Here is a 16,777-nt window from a genome sequence, read left to right on the forward strand (position 1 = left end):
TTTATCAAATCGAAATCACTACACCCAAGACGAAAGAAACCATTAGCAAAGTAATCCTTTTAACAGAGGAGCAAAAAAAAGTAGCTTCAATCTTCAATTTTGGGTGTTAAAATGCGGAAGTCAGGAGATACGATGCTGATGGCGAGCAAGTTTAATTTGTTTTTCATGGCGCCCTAAAAGTTTGTAAAAAATGTAATTGTATTTTCTTAGTGTTAAGGCCTCTGCATCAGGAGCGCATTACAAAGTCTAATCAATCTCTCACATACTTTTTTGCAGCTTGGACTACGTAGTAGGTATCTGCATCATATACAAAAGCGATGATTTCGCAATTTTCAGCCACCCATTCGGCAGGAAGGGTTAAAGTATATTCGTATGATTCCTCTTTGTTTAGGGCTATTCCTCCCGTCATTACTTGAGTGCCAAAAGTGCCGTTAAAGGATGTGCGTAAAACATTATTGTGTGTATAATTCTCAATGCGTTGACTGCCGTTTTTCTGAGGTGAAATAATACCGCTCTCTGTTAGATATACCGAAAGTTTGAAATTTCCGGGAACATTTCTCAGGCCTTTAAGGTCAGTTTTTACGGTAAGCGAGCGCGAAGAGGAGTTGAAGGTTTTTGTGATTCGAATATCGAGATCCGGATCTTTGGCTGCTTCTTCGGCTACATGAGTGTTCCAAGAGGTGTGATTTTTTAAATGGGTAAGAGAGGTAGAATATTCTTTGCGATTGACCATTCCATTTGGAACGGCAGCGCCATTGAAAAAAGCAAAGAGTTCGTTGCCTACCTGTGATCGAAAATCATATGGATAATCCGTCGAAACATTAGCGAAGCTGCCAGCGTGAATAGCTACCAAAGCTAATTGGGCGCCATATTGATCTTTTAGTACGCGAGCCACTGCATGTGCATCCGGGCAATTTTGGCATTGATGACCAGTGAATTCCTCCAGCAATACTACACGTTTTATTTCTTGATTGCCTGGTTGCCCACTCAAGCCATCTTTTATGGGATCAGAGATGTAATCACAACCTACCCCAAGTGCAAACAGGCTGAGCAGCAGTCCTAATTTTTTGAGCATTAAAATTAATTTAGTGCGTAAAGATAAGATTTTGTGCCCATTGGAATTAAAAAAGCAGTTTAAATGCTTTGTCGAATTCAATCGACTTAAGGTGTAAGACAAAAACTCCTCTACGAGCTATTATACGCTTTTCTGTAGAAGAAGGTGCTACATAAAGCTTATCAACAACCTGCCCTTGGAGGCTGTACAATGTGGCTGTGAGAGGGTGCGAGGAAGGATTAGTAACAATAAAAAACTCAGAAAACTTTGCTACTGTCGGAGTAGTACAAAGACTTTCGGCAAGATTCACTATTGGTATGTGTTCCAGAACAAAGCGCTGTGTGTGAACGCCCTGAGAGACAGGCATGCATTGCTTAGTATTTTTTGTAAGAGTAAAACTTTTATTTTCCAGTAAATCAAAAAGTTGTAACGGTTCCTCGGCTGAAGTTTCAAAACAGTAAACACCTTCTTGATGAATATGCAAAGTCAAAGGCACATTCAATATTGCATTATGTGTGCGGTAGATGCTATACAAAGTATCGGTACCTACGGAGATCGAAGGATTGGGCGAGCGATTGGAGAATTTCAACGCATCCCACTGACCATCGAAGTAGGGGGTAGCCTCAGGTCGATTACCTATAATAACGAAATCAGATAACTGAGGCATGGATTGATGGCTCACGCGCAGGTAGAATTCAATAAGGGTGGATTGAGGCTTAAAAAAGTGTTTTGCCGTAGTTTTTTCTATTCGAGAAGTATCAAAGCTCAAATGGGTAGCAGAACCACTGGCATTTCGCACCCAAAATGCCTGATGGGGAGCGATGTATCGCAGCGAGTCAGGGCCATTGTTGTAACTCAGCCATTGGCCGGTTAGGTCGTTGAAGTGATATATGGCCGTCGCATTGCCTGGCACCGGTTGTTGGTACCAATCATACCAAGCCGGATAGGGATTAGCTATGAGATTCCAACCATCACTGACCTGATTGATGTTTTGATTCAGCGGGCTGGACGTATAATCTATGGGAATTTGTAAGCTATAAAGTGAATCTGCCTCATATTCAATTAAAAGTGTATCAGGCAAAGCCATATGAAAAGTGCCTAGTGAGTTGCTTCCAAAGAAGGCGAGTATGCCCGTGCCCTGAGAAGGAATATGATTTAAACTATTAAAACCTTGATATTGACCAATAGATGCGTTCCAATGAAGCAGTGAACCTCCCGGAAAATTCAAATTTACAAGGGTATTTTGCTGAGGAACAAGTTTTTGTAAAGAAACACCTGGCGGAAGGCCCATATACACCCAGCGTCCTGAGTAGGGGCCGGCCTTTGCTTGAATATATAGCTGACGAATGAATTTGGTATTTGATAACTTTGAGTAGCTGATACCAGCTAAATTCTGGGCACTTGCCTTCAGGGTAATGTATCCTTTTCCACCAACAGCTTGCGCTTGCAATGTAGCTGGATCAGCTATTGCGATGTGATTGCTGTCAGCTCTGTCGATTGCCCAAACTTTAGCGTTAGAATCAATGAATAGTGTGTTAATGGAAGCGGGTAAGAAAACTAATGCATTGCTATCGGGCAGATTGTTTGATGTCCAGTTTTGCGAGTTAAACCATAGGGTATTTTGGGTGGCTTTAAAAACTTTTGGCTCTTCGACTCCACTGATTACAAGGGAAAATTTTTGAAGCCCCTGGCTTAATGTTCCTTTATGGGTGATTTGTAAAAGGAAGTTACCTTGTTGGTTCAAAGGTAATTCAATCATTTCCACATTGTCCACTACATTATCGCCTGTAGTAGCTGGCAAATGCGGTTGATTAGGATCACCTTTGTATGGGTGGAATACATTAGACTGGTCTTCGGAATAGAGGCGTATATCCAGGTCGTTTACAAGCCTTGAGGTACGGTTATTAAGTACTTGAGCGTTAATGGGTAAAGCTGAAATATGAGGGTCAGTCCAGGCAATCGTAATGCGAATAGAGTCGTTTAGCTTGCTTTTTATCGGGACTAATATTCGCTGACCTTGATACAACGTGTATTCGCGTATGTAGTAACCACCGTTGCACAGCAAACTATCGTCGCGGATGATTTCGGCAGCTTTGTAAGCATTGAGCACTCCGAATCCCGTTTTGTAATTAGGCGCCTGTCCGAAACGGTCTGCTGAATGAACGATGAGGGCACGGAGTGTTGATGATAATGGATTTCGACCGTAAACCCGATTGAAGTAAGTTTTAAGAAGTAAGGCGGTACCGGATGCAACGGCTGTGGCAGCAGATGTGCGAGAAATGGTCGTATAAGAATTGTCGGCAGACGAAGAGGGCGTATAAAGGGCATCAGACGGGGCAACTACTTCGGGTTTGATACGTCCGTCGTCAGTAGGGCCAAAGGCCGAATTTGAATCGAGTATGATGTCTTGAGGGGTTTGATAACCGCTGGTATTTTTAGATACTGCACCTACGGTTAAAACGTTTTTGGCGACAGCCTCAGGGCCAAGACAGTCAAAGCCCAAAAGACCACCGTCAGGCTGAGGATGGATGGTGGGATGATTGGTTATGTCAACCCACTGCTGAGCTTGATTGTCATAATAATATTGAGTATCGCCAGGTGAAGGGCCATTACCGCGCTCATTGCCAGCGGCAAATACAGCCAGGTGATAGGGGTTTTGCCAAAGTACGGAGTCAAGTGCTCTGCTTCGCTGGTGATCGTAGTAGCCAAACCGCCAGTCTTCTATCAGGCTAATGCTGTCAGACCCATACCAATACCATGCCCCTGATAGGTAATTCCAACCTGGTTTGGTGGCATATGAATGATTGCTAATTTCTACCCCGTTTTGAGCGCATGTGTAGAGATCGGGAATGTTTATAGGTGAAAATTGATTCCATTTGTACACATGTAAGATAACTGCTGGAGCATAACCAATAGCTCCGGATTGCACACCTGCAGAGCCAATCAAGCCCGCAATTCCAGTAGCATGACTCGCAATGGTGGTGCTTTGAAGGTTATTAAAGTGTATGACTCGACCTACTAATTCCTGATGTGTTTCTCTCACGCGGCCATCGTCGAAAATGGCAATGGTATCGCCAGCACCGTCCAGATTCAGTCCAAGAGAACCGCCAGGCAAAAGGTGATGAAGCCCTATGCTCTGTATACCTTCTAAGTCGGGACTTGGAAGGTGGAGTGATAGTAAAATGACTGTGGCGAAGGGGTGTAGGGCACTACCTAAGATCGCTGCCCACCTCGCCCGACTCCATGACATAGTCTGTCAGATATTCGTACCTCTGCGAAAGTACACCTGACTCACGGGTGATGGTAGCACGGTCTATCACGGGCGAGAAGTCTTTCATAAGTTCAGGGAAAATCTTGTTGATTAACTCCTCTCCAAAACCTTCGCTTGCATCGCGTGGCAGCTCACAAGGTAGGTTATCCACAGCCATAACGGTGATCGAATCTGGAGTATAAAGCGGAACTTCGCTTTTGCTGTTCGGATCGTAAGCGTAGAGGGGATTTTCGATGGTGGAGGGTCGAATAGTGCACGCAATGGGACCCCCTACGTCGCAACTAATATCGGCAACTACCTTCAGTTGACAGAAGGGGTCGAGGAGCATATCGTTTGTAAGAATGTGAGGAGCTCGATTGTCCCAAAAATGGGCGGTGATATACATATCAGCTACTCGTACAAAGTGGATGAAATCGCTCTCGTAGCCAATGGGATTTTCGTAGATTTCTTTTTTATTGGCCACTTTTCCGTCTTTTCTCTTGTAATACTGAGTGGGTTTCAATACGGCATAAACCGGCTGAGTGTGTTCTCGGAAGACGAATTCATAAGGCGATACTTCAGCGATTTCAGCAGCTTTGAGTATTTCATGTACACCTTCTCCTACACGGCCATGACCGGTGACGATGATTTTAAAATCTTCGGGTAGGGATATTTTGGTGAGCTCGTCGAGCATTTCGGTCATGTCGAAGCACTTGTGGGCTGGTTTTAAATGGTAACGACCTGTGGTAAAACCATAAGCAAGTAGCCCATTATAAGCTCCTACAATGCCGGCATATTTGCCAAAACCAATGAGACGACGCCCTCTGTCATCGACCATGGTTTCGTAGTCGATCAGCCGGATGCGCTTTTCCAGAATACTGCGGAGCATCTGGCGGTTGTGGGGTTGTTTTTTAATGGTATGGCTGAAGAAGATATAGGTTTTGTCGGGTAGAAGCATTTCTATGGGTACCTCTTTTACTCCGAAAATGACATCGCACATGCTGAGGTCGTCTACTACCGGAATGCCTCGCTCTCGGTATTCATCATCAGAAAATGCCCGATGTGGACTCGACTGTACGTAGAATTCGACTTTGAATTTGTCCATCAGTAGGCGTACCTGACCAGGTGTAAGGGGTACGCGCTTGTCAACGGGTATTTTTCCTTCTCTGATGATTCCGAATTTCGTCATGTTAAATGCCTTTTTTTACAAAAGTAACTGGTAGCTTTTCATTAAAGTGTGCTTCAAGTGGCATCCTAAGTCGAAACGACTTGCAATTTTTTGTTAAGTGGGCAATAGATTTAATTAACGGAGACAAACTTCTAGCAGCTATTTAGGACTTCACACACCAAATTGGGTATTAAGACCGATAAGCTCAAGAAATTCACGTTTTACGTTTTCTTGTTGGAATCGGCCGCCATACTCGGCAGTGACAGTAGAGGACTCTATGTCGCGTATGCCTCGGGAGTTGACACATAAATGTTTTGCGTCGATTACACAGGCTACGTCTTCGGTGCCGAGAGCTTTTTGCATGGCGTGCACGATTTGTTTTGTCATGCGCTCTTGAACCTGTGGACGACGGGCAAAGTAGTCGACTATTCGGTTCATCTTGCTAAGGCCAATGACTCGACCTGCACTGATGTAGGCAATATGAGCCCGACCAACTATTGGCAGAAAGTGATGCTCACAGGTGCTGTAAACGACAATATTTTTTTCTACGAGCATTTCTCCGTATTTGTACTTGTTTTCGAAGGTGCTCATGGAGGGCATGTTGGCTGGATCAAGGCCGCTGAAGAGTTCATTGACCATCATTTCAGCTACGCGCTTTGGGGTGCCTCTGAGGCTATCGTCGGTGAGGTCAAGGCCAAGCGTCTCCATGATAGCTCGAAAGTGATGCTGTATGCGTTGAATTTTTTCTTCGCTGGAGATGTCAAAAGCGTCGGGGCGCAGGGGATTTTCGGGATTATTGCTGGAATGAGTGTCGCCGTAGTAATCGTCAGTGTTGTCTTTCAGTGGGGTAAGCTCCATTTTATGATTTTCAAAAAAGTACGCAAAGGTATGCGGAATGTTTGTAAAGCATATTTTAATAGAGGCGGAATAGAAGCAGTAATGTCTGTCGACACATGATTTGTGTAGTTTTGATGGTGCTAATTGATGTTTTGCGATAAAAAGGCTATTAACATTTTGCCTTGATGGGTCTAGGGCGTGCAATCTGCAGCTAAATGCAGCGCAAATCTGTGTGTGAGAAAGATTTTTGTTTTAGATAAAGTTTCCCGCGGAACCTGCAGACGGGCGGAGAAGAGGTTTTATTTTTTTGTTGAATTTAAGTTTTTAAGCGGCCTGAGGCCGCTGCTGCGTGAGGGATAGAAGCGGATATGAGCCGCAGTGGGTGGGCAGCAGCACAATGGGAGCGGATGGCTGGCCCGAAGGGCAGACAACGCACCCATGTCGTGCTGCGCCCACGCGCAAGGCGAATATGAGCGGATAGCCCGACCCGAGCAGCTGCCCGAGAGGGCAAGCTGCGAGGGGCACGCCCAGATGAAAAAATTAAAGAAAAGGGATTAGTTACACAACGCCCACGCCGTAGTAGGTGAAGCCCATGGCACGCAGCTCACGACGGTCGTAAATGTTGCGCCCGTCGAAAATAACGGGTTCTTTGAGAAGTTTTTTAATGACCTTGAAGCTGGGTGCGCGAAAGACTGTCCACTCTGTAACTAGGATGAGTGCGTCGGCATCGGCCAGGGCGTCGTATTCGTCTTTTGCGTATTCGATGGTGTCGCCAAGGTAGTGTTTTTTGGCTTCGTTCATTGCCACAGGGTCATAAGCGATTACTTGAGCGCCTTGTTTCAGAAGCTTATCGATGATGACCAGTGAGGGTGCCTCGCGCATGTCGTCGGTATTGGGCTTGAACGAGAGGCCCCAAATAGCGAAGCGACGGCCTTTGATGTCGCCTTTGAAGTGGCGCATGATTTTTTCGAACATGCGCTCTTTTTGGATTTCATTTACCTCTTCTACGGCTTCTAGTATGCGAAGTTCGTAGCCGAGTTCTTTGCCGGTTTTGATGAGTGCTTTTACGTCTTTTGGGAAGCATGAGCCACCATAGCCGATACCGCTGTAGAGGAATTTAGAGCCTATTCTTGGGTCAGAACCAATGCCTTTGCGCACCATGTTGACGTCAGCCCCGGCCAGTTCGCAGAGGTTGGCAATGTCGTTCATAAAGCTAATGCGTGTGGCCAGCATAGCGTTAGCGGCATATTTGGTCATCTCGGCTGATGGGATGTCCATGAAGATGACGGGATGGCCGTTGAGGGTGAAGGGTTTGTAAAGGCGTGCGAGCATTTCCTGGGCGCGGTCGCTTTCGGTGCCCACTACAATTCGATCGGGGCGCATAAAGTCGTCGATGGCAGCTCCTTCTTTGAGAAATTCGGGGTTAGAAGCTACGTCGAAGGGGATATCAACTCCACGGGCGGCAAGGGCGTCAGCTACGGTCTTTTTTACTTTTTTAGCCGTGCCAACGGGTACGGTACTTTTGGTGACGACTACAAGGTAGTTTTTCATAGTACGGCCAATTTCGTCGGCTACGGCGAGTACGTATTTCAGGTCAGCGCTGCCGTCTTCGCCCGGAGGTGTGCCTACGGCTATAAAGACGACTTCTGCTCCGTCGATTGATTCGGCTAAGTTCGTAGTGAACATGAGGCGCTCACGGCGATAGTTTCGAATGACCATTTCTTCGAGGCCTGGCTCATAGATGGGCATGATGCCTTTTTTGAGGCCTTCTATTTTTTCTTTATTAACGTCTACACAGGTTACTTCCATACCTACCTCGGCCAGACAGGTGCCAGTGACCAGGCCTACATAGCCTGTACCTACTACGGAAATTTTCATGGGTTGTATTGTTTTAAAAAGTTGAATATGTGCGTGATGATGTGGTCTTGCTGCTCGGTTGTGAGCTCTGTATGCATAGGCAACGAAATGACTGATTTACACAGTCGTTCGGCTACCGGAAAGTCTCCATCTTTGTATCGATCGCTGCGATAAGCTTTCTGCTGGTGCAGCGGCACCGGATAATAAATCATGGCAGGAATCTGATGCTCAGCTAGATATTTTTTGAGTGCGTCTCGATCGACTTTGGGGTGTAAGGTGAGGGTGTATTGATGAAACACATGGGTGGAATTAGCCACTCGGAAAGGTGTTTTTATCAATGGATGGTCGGCAAACGCTCTGTCGTAATAGGCAGCGGCCTTTTGGCGTGCGCGTGTATAGTCGTCAAGACGCCTAAGCTTCACATCGAGTATGGCAGCTTGAATGGTGTCCAGGCGGCTGTTTACGCCGATGATATCGTGGTAGTACTGCACGCTTTGACCGTGATTTGCGATCATGCGCAGTTTTTCTGCCAAGGCATCATCGTTGGTAAACATGGCTCCACCATCGCCATAGCAGCCGAGATTTTTTGATGGGAAAAAGGAAGTACATCCGATATGTCCGATAGTGCCGGCTTTCATTACACGCCCGTCGCTGAAGGTATAATCTGCATTGATGGCCTGGGCGGTGTCCTCGATTACAGACAGATTGTGCCGGCGTGCTATGTCCATGATGCGCTCCATATCGGCGCATTGGCCAAATAGATGCACTGGTACTATGGCCTTGGTGCGCGGGGTGATAGCTTTTTCGATTTTCTCAGGGTCGATCAGAAATGAATCTTCCTCCACATCTACCAATATAGGCGTGAGCTTCAGCAATGCAATCACTTCAGCAGTCGCCACATATGTAAATGTAGCTGTGATAACTTCATCTCCTGGTTGCAGGTCGAGTGCCATCATGGCGAGCTGGAGTGCGTCTGTGCCGTTAGCACACGGTATTACGTGTTTTACATTCAGGTGTTTTTGAAGATTTTCTTTAAATCGCTTGACAGCCGGCCCGTTAATGAAGGCTGTACTTTCGATTACTTCTTGAATGGCTGTGTCTATTTCTTCTTTTATGTGCTGGTATTGGGTGGCCAGGTCCACCATTCGTATTTCTTTCATTCAGCTCCTATCACTTGATCTAAAGGCGACAAATGTAAGGGGTGTAGTTAGTTGCATTCCTGATAAAGTTCAATATATTTGCTTTTGATTCTTTGAAAAGTGCGGATTTTTTGATGAAAAATCGATTTTTTTTCTTTTTGTTCTCCGGATTTTTTTTGTTTGAACAGTCTTACAGTCAGTTTCGGGTCAAGGATGACACTCTCGGAGGCTTTTTTATACCGATCAATTTTTCAGCATCAGTTCCTTCGCAGCAGCTGGCCGAACGATTTGGTCACAGCTACCGCACTGGTACAGGTTGTTTTTACCGCACTTTTTCAGGATGGACGTTTGGTGTAGAGGCCGATTTTTGGTTTGGCGATCGGGTGCTTACGCGCGACCAGATTCTCAAATCTGTTTCAAATGAACAGGGTCTGGTATTAGATCACATGGGTCTTGACGCCAATTTAATGACCTTTCAGCGCGGGTGGATTGCCTCTTTCTATACAGGTAATCTTATCCGCGTGCTCAATCATAATCCCAACTCAGGAATACTCATCACAGCAGGGGGTGGATTTTTACAGCACCGTATCCGGTTGGAGAGTGGGCATCAGCAGTCGATTATTTACCAGATTGAAAACGAATACCAACGCGGTTACGATCGCCTCAATGTAGGCTGGCAGGGACGAGTGTTCATAGGATATTTACATGCCGGTAATTATCAGACCTATAATTTCATCGTAGGTATTGAACACCTCTACGGCCGCACTTCGAGTGTACGAGGCTTCGACTATGCCACAGGTTTGCCCGACGAAGGAGTGATGACCAATGGCCTCACATCGCTGAAGGTCAGTTGGTTTTTCAGTATGTACAGGGAACGAGTGACAAAAGAAAAAAAGTATTTCTATTATTAGGCATCTCCTTCTCACTACACTACTATCAATTTTTATTATTTGGGCGTGCCCCAGGCTAAGCGCAGATTGCGCTGTCGCCTGGGTCGGCGTGCTACGGGGTACGCTTCGCTTCCGTGCTTTGGCAGCTCTGCGAGCTTGCCTTCGCACCGCGCTTACGCGCGCCCTTCGCATGCCTCACGCAAAAGCAATTCAAAGGCGTAAGATCATAAACTTAACTCCTACTTTTACTATTTGCAGAACTCAACTCATGAAATTCTTTCGATTCAAATCATCATTTACAGTAAGCTCCTATACTCTCGCATGACTTACGAAGTGAAAATGCGCATCGACAAATTTCTTTGGTGTGTACGGTTGTTTAAAACGCGATCACTGGCTACAGAGGCCTGTAATGCCGGCAAAATCACAATTGACGGACAGGCAGTAAAACCCTCGCGAGAGGTGAAGCCTGGCATAACCTTCACCTATCGTAATGCAGGAATCAACTACGTGTATGAAGTGAAAGACTTGCCCAAGTCGCGTGTAGGTGCCCCCTTAGTTAAAAATTATCTCGAAAATAAAACCCCACAAGAAGAACTTGAAAAACTCGAAATGATCCGTTTGGCCAAGGCATTTGCCCGGCCAAAAGGCATGGGCCGCCCTACAAAAAAAGAACGTCGCGACATCGAATCATTTCTCGACGAAGACTGAACGCATCGTCTCTTCGGCTAATTGTACCACTGTATCCACCCAAAGCTCATTTACATTCAAACAAGGAATTCTTGTAAAGTGCTCTCCGCCATTTGATTCAAAGATTTCTTTGCCTTCGTCGTCGAGTTCTTCGATGGTTTCAAGGCAATCGGCCACGAAGGCAGGGCTTACCACAACGAGTTTTTTCACCCCCTCTTTTGGCAGATTTTTTAATCGCTCAGCTGTGTAAGGTTGTAGCCATTTGTCAGAACCAAGCCTTGATTGAAATGAAAAGCTGTATTTATCCTTAGGAATATTGAGCAATTCAGCCACGCGGTCGGTTGTCACTTTTACCTGATGACGGTAGCAAAACTGATGCGCTGGTGAAGGTACTTCGCAACAGTTGTCTACCTTCATACAGTGGCAGCCGGTGATGTCCGATTTCAGAATGTGGCGCACAGGCACACCATGATAGGTAAATAAGATGTGGTCGTAGGGCTCTGAAAGAAATGGCCGAATGGACTCGGCGAGAGCTCTTAAATACGACGGATGGTTGTAAAAAGGCGGAACTGTAAGTAGCTGAAAGGAATATTTACCGGCATTAAAGGCTGCTTTCACGTGCTCTACTGCGGTTTCATAGCTGCTCATGGCGTAGTGTGGGTAAAGAGGCACCATTATTACAGCATCGAGATCTGGATGCTCTTTAGCGATCTGCTCAAGAACTGCAGAAGGTGTCGGATTGGCATACCGCATACAGTAGTAGGCCGGTATACCTGATTTTGCAGCTACGAGTTTGGTAAGATTTTCAGTGATGGCAATAAGAGGTGCCCCCTCTTTTGTCCAGATTCTACGGTATTTTGCTGCGCTTTTCGGGGCGCGAAAGGGAGAGATAATTCCTTTGACCAGCAATGTTCTCCAGAATTTTGGAATGTCAATCACCCGCTCATCCATCAGAAATTCATTGAGATACACTCGAACATCACGTGTTTCGGGGGAATCGGGAGAGCCAAGGTTTACGAGTATTAAAGCCGTTTTCAATTGTTGTGATCGTTTCAGATTGAGATTTATACGAATTTCACCAGAAAATAGTTTTTCTTCCCTTTTTGAATCACCATATAGCGGCCGTTGAGGATTTGAGAGGATGTTATCGGCTGATTTTCACTCCATTTTTCTTTATTGATGTGTACAGCTCCTTGTTGCAGCATACGACGGGCTTCACCTCTTGAGGGAAATGCGCCTGAAACGTCGGCTAAAAAGACAGCCGCCTCACTTGGCGTGTCGAGCGTTGATTTGCTGAGCTCAGCCATGGGTACTCCCTCAAATACTTGCAAGAAGGTGCGCTCGTCGAGCGAGGCGAGATCTTCGGTCGATGATTTACCAAAGAGTATTTCTGAGGCTTTGAGAGCAGTCTGGTATTCTTTTTCTCCATGCACCATAGTGGTTACGGATTTGCCCAGAGCTTTTTGTAGAGTGCGCGTATGGGGCGCTGCTCTGTGTTGCTCAATGAGCGCTTCAGTTTCTTCTTTCGTAAAAGTGGTAAATATCTTAATGTATTTCTCAGCGTCTTCGTCAGATACATTAAGCCAGAATTGATAAAAGGCATAAGGCGAAGTTTTATGAGGGTCGAGCCACACACTGCCACTTTCGGTTTTTCCGAATTTAGTGCCGTCGGCTTTGGTAATCAGTGGAACGGTGAGTGCATACGCTGTGCCACCTTCCATCCTTCGGATCAGTTCCGTACCTGTCACAATGTTGCCCCATTGATCGGAGCCGCCGAGCTGTATGGTCACATTGTTGTGTTTCCAGAGATGATAAAAGTCGTACCCTTGGATCAGTTGATATGAAAATTCGGTAAACGACAAACCACTGCCTTCTTCTAGCCTTTTTTTTACGGAGTCTTTGGCCATCATGTAATTGACCGTGATGTGCTTACCTACATCGCGAATGAAGTCGAGGAAGCTAAATTGTGACATCCAGTCATAGTTGTTTACTAATTCAGCTTTATTGCTGATAGAATCGGAAAAGTCAAGGAACTGAGACAATTGCTTCTTGATACATTCTACATTGTGAGCTAAGGTTTCTTTATCGAGTAGATTTCTCTCAGCCGATTTAAAGCTTGGGTCGCCTATCATTCCTGTAGCTCCACCTACCAGGGCGTAGGGTTTGTGACCTGCTCTTTGAAAGTGAAGCAAGGTCATCACACCTACCAAATGACCAATGTGTAATGAGTCTGCTGTGGGATCAAAACCAAGATATGCCGAGCACATGCCGGTTTTTACGTGGTTCTCTAGTCCTGGCGTCATATCGTGCAACATGCCGCGCCAGGTTAGCTCATGTAGTATGTCAATCATCGTAACTTTTTAAAGTTTTTAGGTCGACAAAGTTAGGCGCAGGAAATTCAAAAAGTTTGCTAAGATAGATTGCTATTAATTATGATATATTGATTATCAGGCAAATAAAAAAGTAAGTGCTTTGATTTGATGCATATTTTTCGGATGGATGAGCATTCTGTAGGATAATAAACATTTTTCGATTTATACTTTGAAAAACAGCTGTTTAAAAAAGTTATAAGCGAATTTGGTATTTTTTTAAAAATAAAAAATTTTTATACTATCATATTTGTCCCTGCTTTTAGAATAAAGGTAAAGCCGCTACCCTATGAGTATTAACAATAGAGAATTAATCACGCTACTCCGCATTGTATTGTTTATTTTGGTGCTTTTAATTCCTTTAGATTTTGCTCTGTCGCTCATTCCGGGTAAGGTTGGTAATTACTTTGAAGATCACATTATGGCCATAGTTTCCGGAATTTTAATTTTCATTATTTTCTTACTGAGAATCAAGTATTTCTATTTCGAGGCTGAGTATGAAATCATTCATTTGCGACAGAGGCCATTGATGTTTGACTACATGACGCTACTGAATTCGTATGGATATAGCAGATATGAGTTTCCCAAAAAGCTTTTGAAAGACGTTTATGTAGAAAACTTTCTTTGGTTTAAAACGCTTGTATTCGTTGTAGAAACTTCGACCGGTAAGCTCAGGGAGCGCACCATTGATGTTACATATCTCTCAAATCGAAAGCTCGACGAGGTGCTGCGCACCATGAGATCGATTGTTGAGCAAAATAAGTTGAAATAATTCTTCTATTTTTGCGTGTGTTAACGCATTAGAATCATGTATATAGGTTTTAAGCATCTTCATTCTTTTTTGCCTTACATCTTTTTTATACTTGGATTATACCTTGTCGTTGTATCGCTGATTCGTTGGAAATCGAGAAACTCCTACAACAAAACCGACGGATTGCTAAGAACTATTGTGCTCTCATTAGCGCATATACAGCTGCTTGTTGGACTTGTTTTATATTTCATTTCGCCCATTACACAAAGCGCATTTGCTGACTTTGGCGCGGCCATGAAGGATTCCACACTTCGCTTATATGCTGTGGAGCACATTTCAATTAATATTCTTGCGATTGTACTCATGACGATAGGTAGCTCAAAAGCCAAAAAAGAAATCATCGAATTCAAAAAGCACAAGTTGGTTTTCATCTATTTTGGAATGGGTATTGTCTTGATTTTAAGCCGTATACCCTGGCATGTGTGGCCTAACCTATGATTGAACAAAAAATACGACCAGGGCTAAGTCGAGAAAAGGCCATCTTAGTAGGTGTAAGTGTAGCTGGTCAGTCAGACGAAAAGACAAAAGAGTACTTAGAAGAGCTTCGTTTTTTAGCAGATACTGCTGGAGCCGCTGTAGTGGATGTTTTAACTCAAAAACTACCGCATCCTAATCCAGCTACATACATAGGTACGGGTAAACTCGAAGAATTGGCTGAAAAAGTAAAAGCTCACGAGTGTAACCTTGTAATTTTCGATGACGAACTGAGTGCCACGCAAATTCGGAACTTAGAGAGGGCCTTAAATGTAAAAATTCTCGACCGCACGAGTTTAATTCTAGACATTTTTGCCACTCGTGCGCGTACAGCACATGCCCGTACACAAGTAGAACTAGCGCAGTACGAGTATCTTCTGCCACGCCTTACACGTATGTGGACGCACTTGGAACGCCAAAAAGGAGGTATTGGTCTGAGGGGTCCTGGTGAAACACAGATTGAAACCGACCGAAGAATCATCCAGCAAAAAATTGCTCTGCTCAAGGAAAAGCTCCAAAAGATCGATCGCCAAATGGCAACCCAGCGAAAACATCGAGTAGAAATGGTGCGCGTGGCACTGGTCGGTTACACTAATGTAGGCAAATCAACCCTTATGAATTTGCTGGCCAAAGCCAACGTTTTCGCTGAGAACAAACTATTTGCTACTTTAGATACAACTGTCCGCAAGGTTGTACTACAAGACGTAAGTTTCTTGCTGAGCGACACCGTTGGATTTATCCGCAAATTGCCGACTCAGCTGGTTGAATCCTTTAAATCGACCCTCGATGAAGTGCGCGAGTCTGACATCTTGCTGCATGTAGTAGATATTTCGCATCCGGCATTCGAAGACCACATCATCACGGTAAACAACACAATTAAGGAAATCCTTGGCGGTGAGGAGAAAAAAGTAATCATGGTCTTCAACAAAATAGACCTGTACAAGCCCTCAGAACGCGATCCATACGACCTTACTCCGCTCAGGCCCGATCAATTCACCATAGACGAGTGGCAACAAACTTGGATGGCAAAAACACATGGCGACTGTGTCTTCATCTCCGCTCAAAACAAACTTAATATTGATGCCCTTCGAGAACTTTTGTATCGGGAGGTGCGTAAAATCAGAGATGAACGCTATCCGTATTCGCATTTGAATTTGTCTGAAAATTTTTCTGAAGAATGAAGTACGTCACATTAGGTCGTTCAGGTCTCAAAGTTTCTGAGCTTTGCTTTGGCGCAATGGGTTTAGGCCAAGACTGGAACTGGGGTGCTGACCGACAAACATCTTTTGAGCTGCTTGAAACTTTCGCAAACGCTGGCGGCAATTTTATCGATACAGCCAATCTCTACACCGATGGTACCAGCGAGAAACTCATTGGTGAATTTATACAATCGCATCGCGATTCTTTTGTCATTGCCACAAAATATACTTTGGCCGATACCAGACCGGGCATTAAAGCCGTGCTCGATGGGCAAAAGGGCAATGTAAACGGCACAGGAAATAACCGCAAGAATCTGTTAAGGAGCCTTACTGAAAGCTTCAAAAGGCTTAAAACGGATTACATCGATATTCTGTACTTACACATTTGGGATCACCTTACGCCTATCGATGAAGTAATGCGGGCTTTTGACGATGTAGTTTCTCGAGGTTTGGTACATTACATAGCCATAAGTGATACGCCGGCTTGGGTGGTAAGCCGCGCTCAAACCATTGCAGAGCTGAGGGGTTGGGCACAGTTTGTAGCACTGCAAGTCGAATACAGCCTGCAACAGCGCACACCCGAGCGCGAGTTAATTCCAATGGCGCAAGAGCTCGGTCTGACCGTTACTGCCTGGGCACCCTTAGCCGGTGGAGCGCTGACGGGCAAGTATTTAAAGGGTGAAAAGGGGAGGTTGCCTGAAAACAGCAAGCGACTCAGTGCTCAGGCCGAAGCCATCACTCGTGAGGTAATCGGCATCGCCGATCGCTACAAGGTGCCACCTGGTGTAGTCGCACTGCGCTGGACAATGCAACAACCATTTAAATCTATCCCAATTGTGGGGGCTACAAAGGTTTCTCAGCTGAAGGAAAATTTAATGGCACTTGACTTTAAACTCGAGCCGGAAGACTTTCAACACTTAAATGTTGTATCAGCCATTGATCTGGGTTTCCCGGGAGCATTTTATCGCGAGGAAGGCGTCCGTCAATCAGTATATGGAGGATATTTTGACAAAATCGACCATCCCAATTTACCAAAATAGAG

The 16,777-nt window shown here is 45.0% G+C and carries 14 protein-coding genes; 6 read left to right on the top strand and 8 right to left on the bottom strand.

What is annotated here, in order from left to right; translation table 11 throughout:
- Positions 1-250: 250 nt before the first annotated feature.
- From EIP89_RS09855 to EIP89_RS09880, 6 genes are all read right to left on the bottom strand, one after another.
- Positions 251-1,075: an Omp28 family outer membrane lipoprotein gene (locus tag EIP89_RS09855; RefSeq protein WP_124398515.1), complete on the bottom strand. Its 825-nt coding sequence runs from the start codon at positions 1,073-1,075 to the stop codon at positions 251-253.
- Between the two features lie 46 nt (positions 1,076-1,121).
- Positions 1,122-4,304, bottom strand: coding sequence for a S8 family serine peptidase (locus EIP89_RS09860; protein ID WP_124398516.1), 3,183 nt, complete (start codon positions 4,302-4,304; stop codon positions 1,122-1,124).
- Positions 4,264-5,493 carry an NAD(P)-dependent oxidoreductase gene (locus EIP89_RS09865; protein ID WP_124398517.1) on the bottom strand — a complete coding sequence of 410 codons (1,230 nt, stop codon included), beginning with the start codon at positions 5,491-5,493 and terminating at the stop codon, positions 4,264-4,266. Before EIP89_RS09865 ends, EIP89_RS09860 begins: the two co-directional genes overlap by 41 nt.
- Before the next feature lie 150 nt (positions 5,494-5,643).
- A complete protein-coding gene (gene folE / locus EIP89_RS09870; protein WP_124398518.1) occupies positions 5,644-6,330 on the bottom strand; it encodes a GTP cyclohydrolase I FolE in 687 nt (228 codons plus the stop codon).
- 537 nt (positions 6,331-6,867) lie between these two features.
- Positions 6,868-8,187, bottom strand: coding sequence for a UDP-glucose dehydrogenase family protein (locus EIP89_RS09875; protein WP_124398519.1), 1,320 nt, complete (start codon positions 8,185-8,187; stop codon positions 6,868-6,870).
- A complete protein-coding gene (locus EIP89_RS09880; RefSeq protein ID WP_218019361.1) occupies positions 8,184-9,326 on the bottom strand; it encodes a DegT/DnrJ/EryC1/StrS family aminotransferase in 1,143 nt (380 codons plus the stop codon). Before EIP89_RS09880 ends, EIP89_RS09875 begins: the two co-directional genes overlap by 4 nt.
- A gap of 113 nt (positions 9,327-9,439) precedes the next feature.
- Between EIP89_RS09880 and EIP89_RS09885 the strand changes: the two genes are divergently transcribed.
- Positions 9,440-10,216: a hypothetical protein gene (locus EIP89_RS09885; protein WP_124398520.1), complete on the top strand. Its 777-nt coding sequence runs from the start codon at positions 9,440-9,442 to the stop codon at positions 10,214-10,216.
- A 300-nt stretch (positions 10,217-10,516) separates the two neighbouring features.
- Positions 10,517-10,903 carry an RNA-binding S4 domain-containing protein gene (locus EIP89_RS09890; RefSeq protein ID WP_307718671.1) on the top strand — a complete coding sequence of 129 codons (387 nt, stop codon included), beginning with the start codon at positions 10,517-10,519 and terminating at the stop codon, positions 10,901-10,903.
- Here EIP89_RS09890 and hemH read toward each other — a convergent pair.
- The gene (gene hemH / locus EIP89_RS09895; protein WP_124398521.1) at positions 10,883-11,920 is read right to left on the bottom strand and encodes a ferrochelatase; all 1,038 of its coding nucleotides are present in this window, start codon (positions 11,918-11,920) and stop codon (positions 10,883-10,885) included. The genes EIP89_RS09890 and hemH overlap by 21 nt on opposite strands.
- 26 nt (positions 11,921-11,946) lie before the next feature.
- Entirely contained in the window at positions 11,947-13,233 is a 1,287-nt protein-coding gene (gene tyrS / locus EIP89_RS09900; protein WP_124398522.1) for a tyrosine--tRNA ligase, read from the bottom strand.
- Positions 13,234-13,540: 307 nt separating this feature from the next.
- On the opposite strand from tyrS, the gene EIP89_RS09905 reads away from it, so the two are divergent.
- From EIP89_RS09905 to EIP89_RS09920, 4 genes are read left to right on the top strand one after another with little or no spacing between them, the layout of a single operon-like run.
- Positions 13,541-14,023, top strand: a complete 483-nt coding sequence (locus EIP89_RS09905; protein WP_124398523.1) for a hypothetical protein — start codon at positions 13,541-13,543, stop codon at positions 14,021-14,023.
- Positions 14,024-14,059: 36 nt separating this feature from the next.
- On the top strand, positions 14,060-14,500 hold the full coding sequence (locus EIP89_RS09910; protein ID WP_124398524.1) for a hypothetical protein: 441 nt from the start codon (positions 14,060-14,062) through the stop codon (positions 14,498-14,500).
- Complete coding sequence (gene hflX / locus EIP89_RS09915) at positions 14,497-15,717, top strand: GTPase HflX (RefSeq protein WP_124398525.1); 1,221 nt, start codon at positions 14,497-14,499, stop codon at positions 15,715-15,717. Before EIP89_RS09910 ends, hflX begins: the two co-directional genes overlap by 4 nt.
- On the top strand, positions 15,714-16,775 hold the full coding sequence (locus EIP89_RS09920; protein ID WP_124398526.1) for an aldo/keto reductase: 1,062 nt from the start codon (positions 15,714-15,716) through the stop codon (positions 16,773-16,775). Before hflX ends, EIP89_RS09920 begins: the two co-directional genes overlap by 4 nt.
- The last annotated feature ends 2 nt before the right edge of the window (positions 16,776-16,777 follow it).

This window comes from Thermaurantimonas aggregans (assembly GCF_003851885.1).
GTDB lineage: Bacteria > Bacteroidota > Bacteroidia > Flavobacteriales > Schleiferiaceae > Thermaurantimonas > Thermaurantimonas aggregans.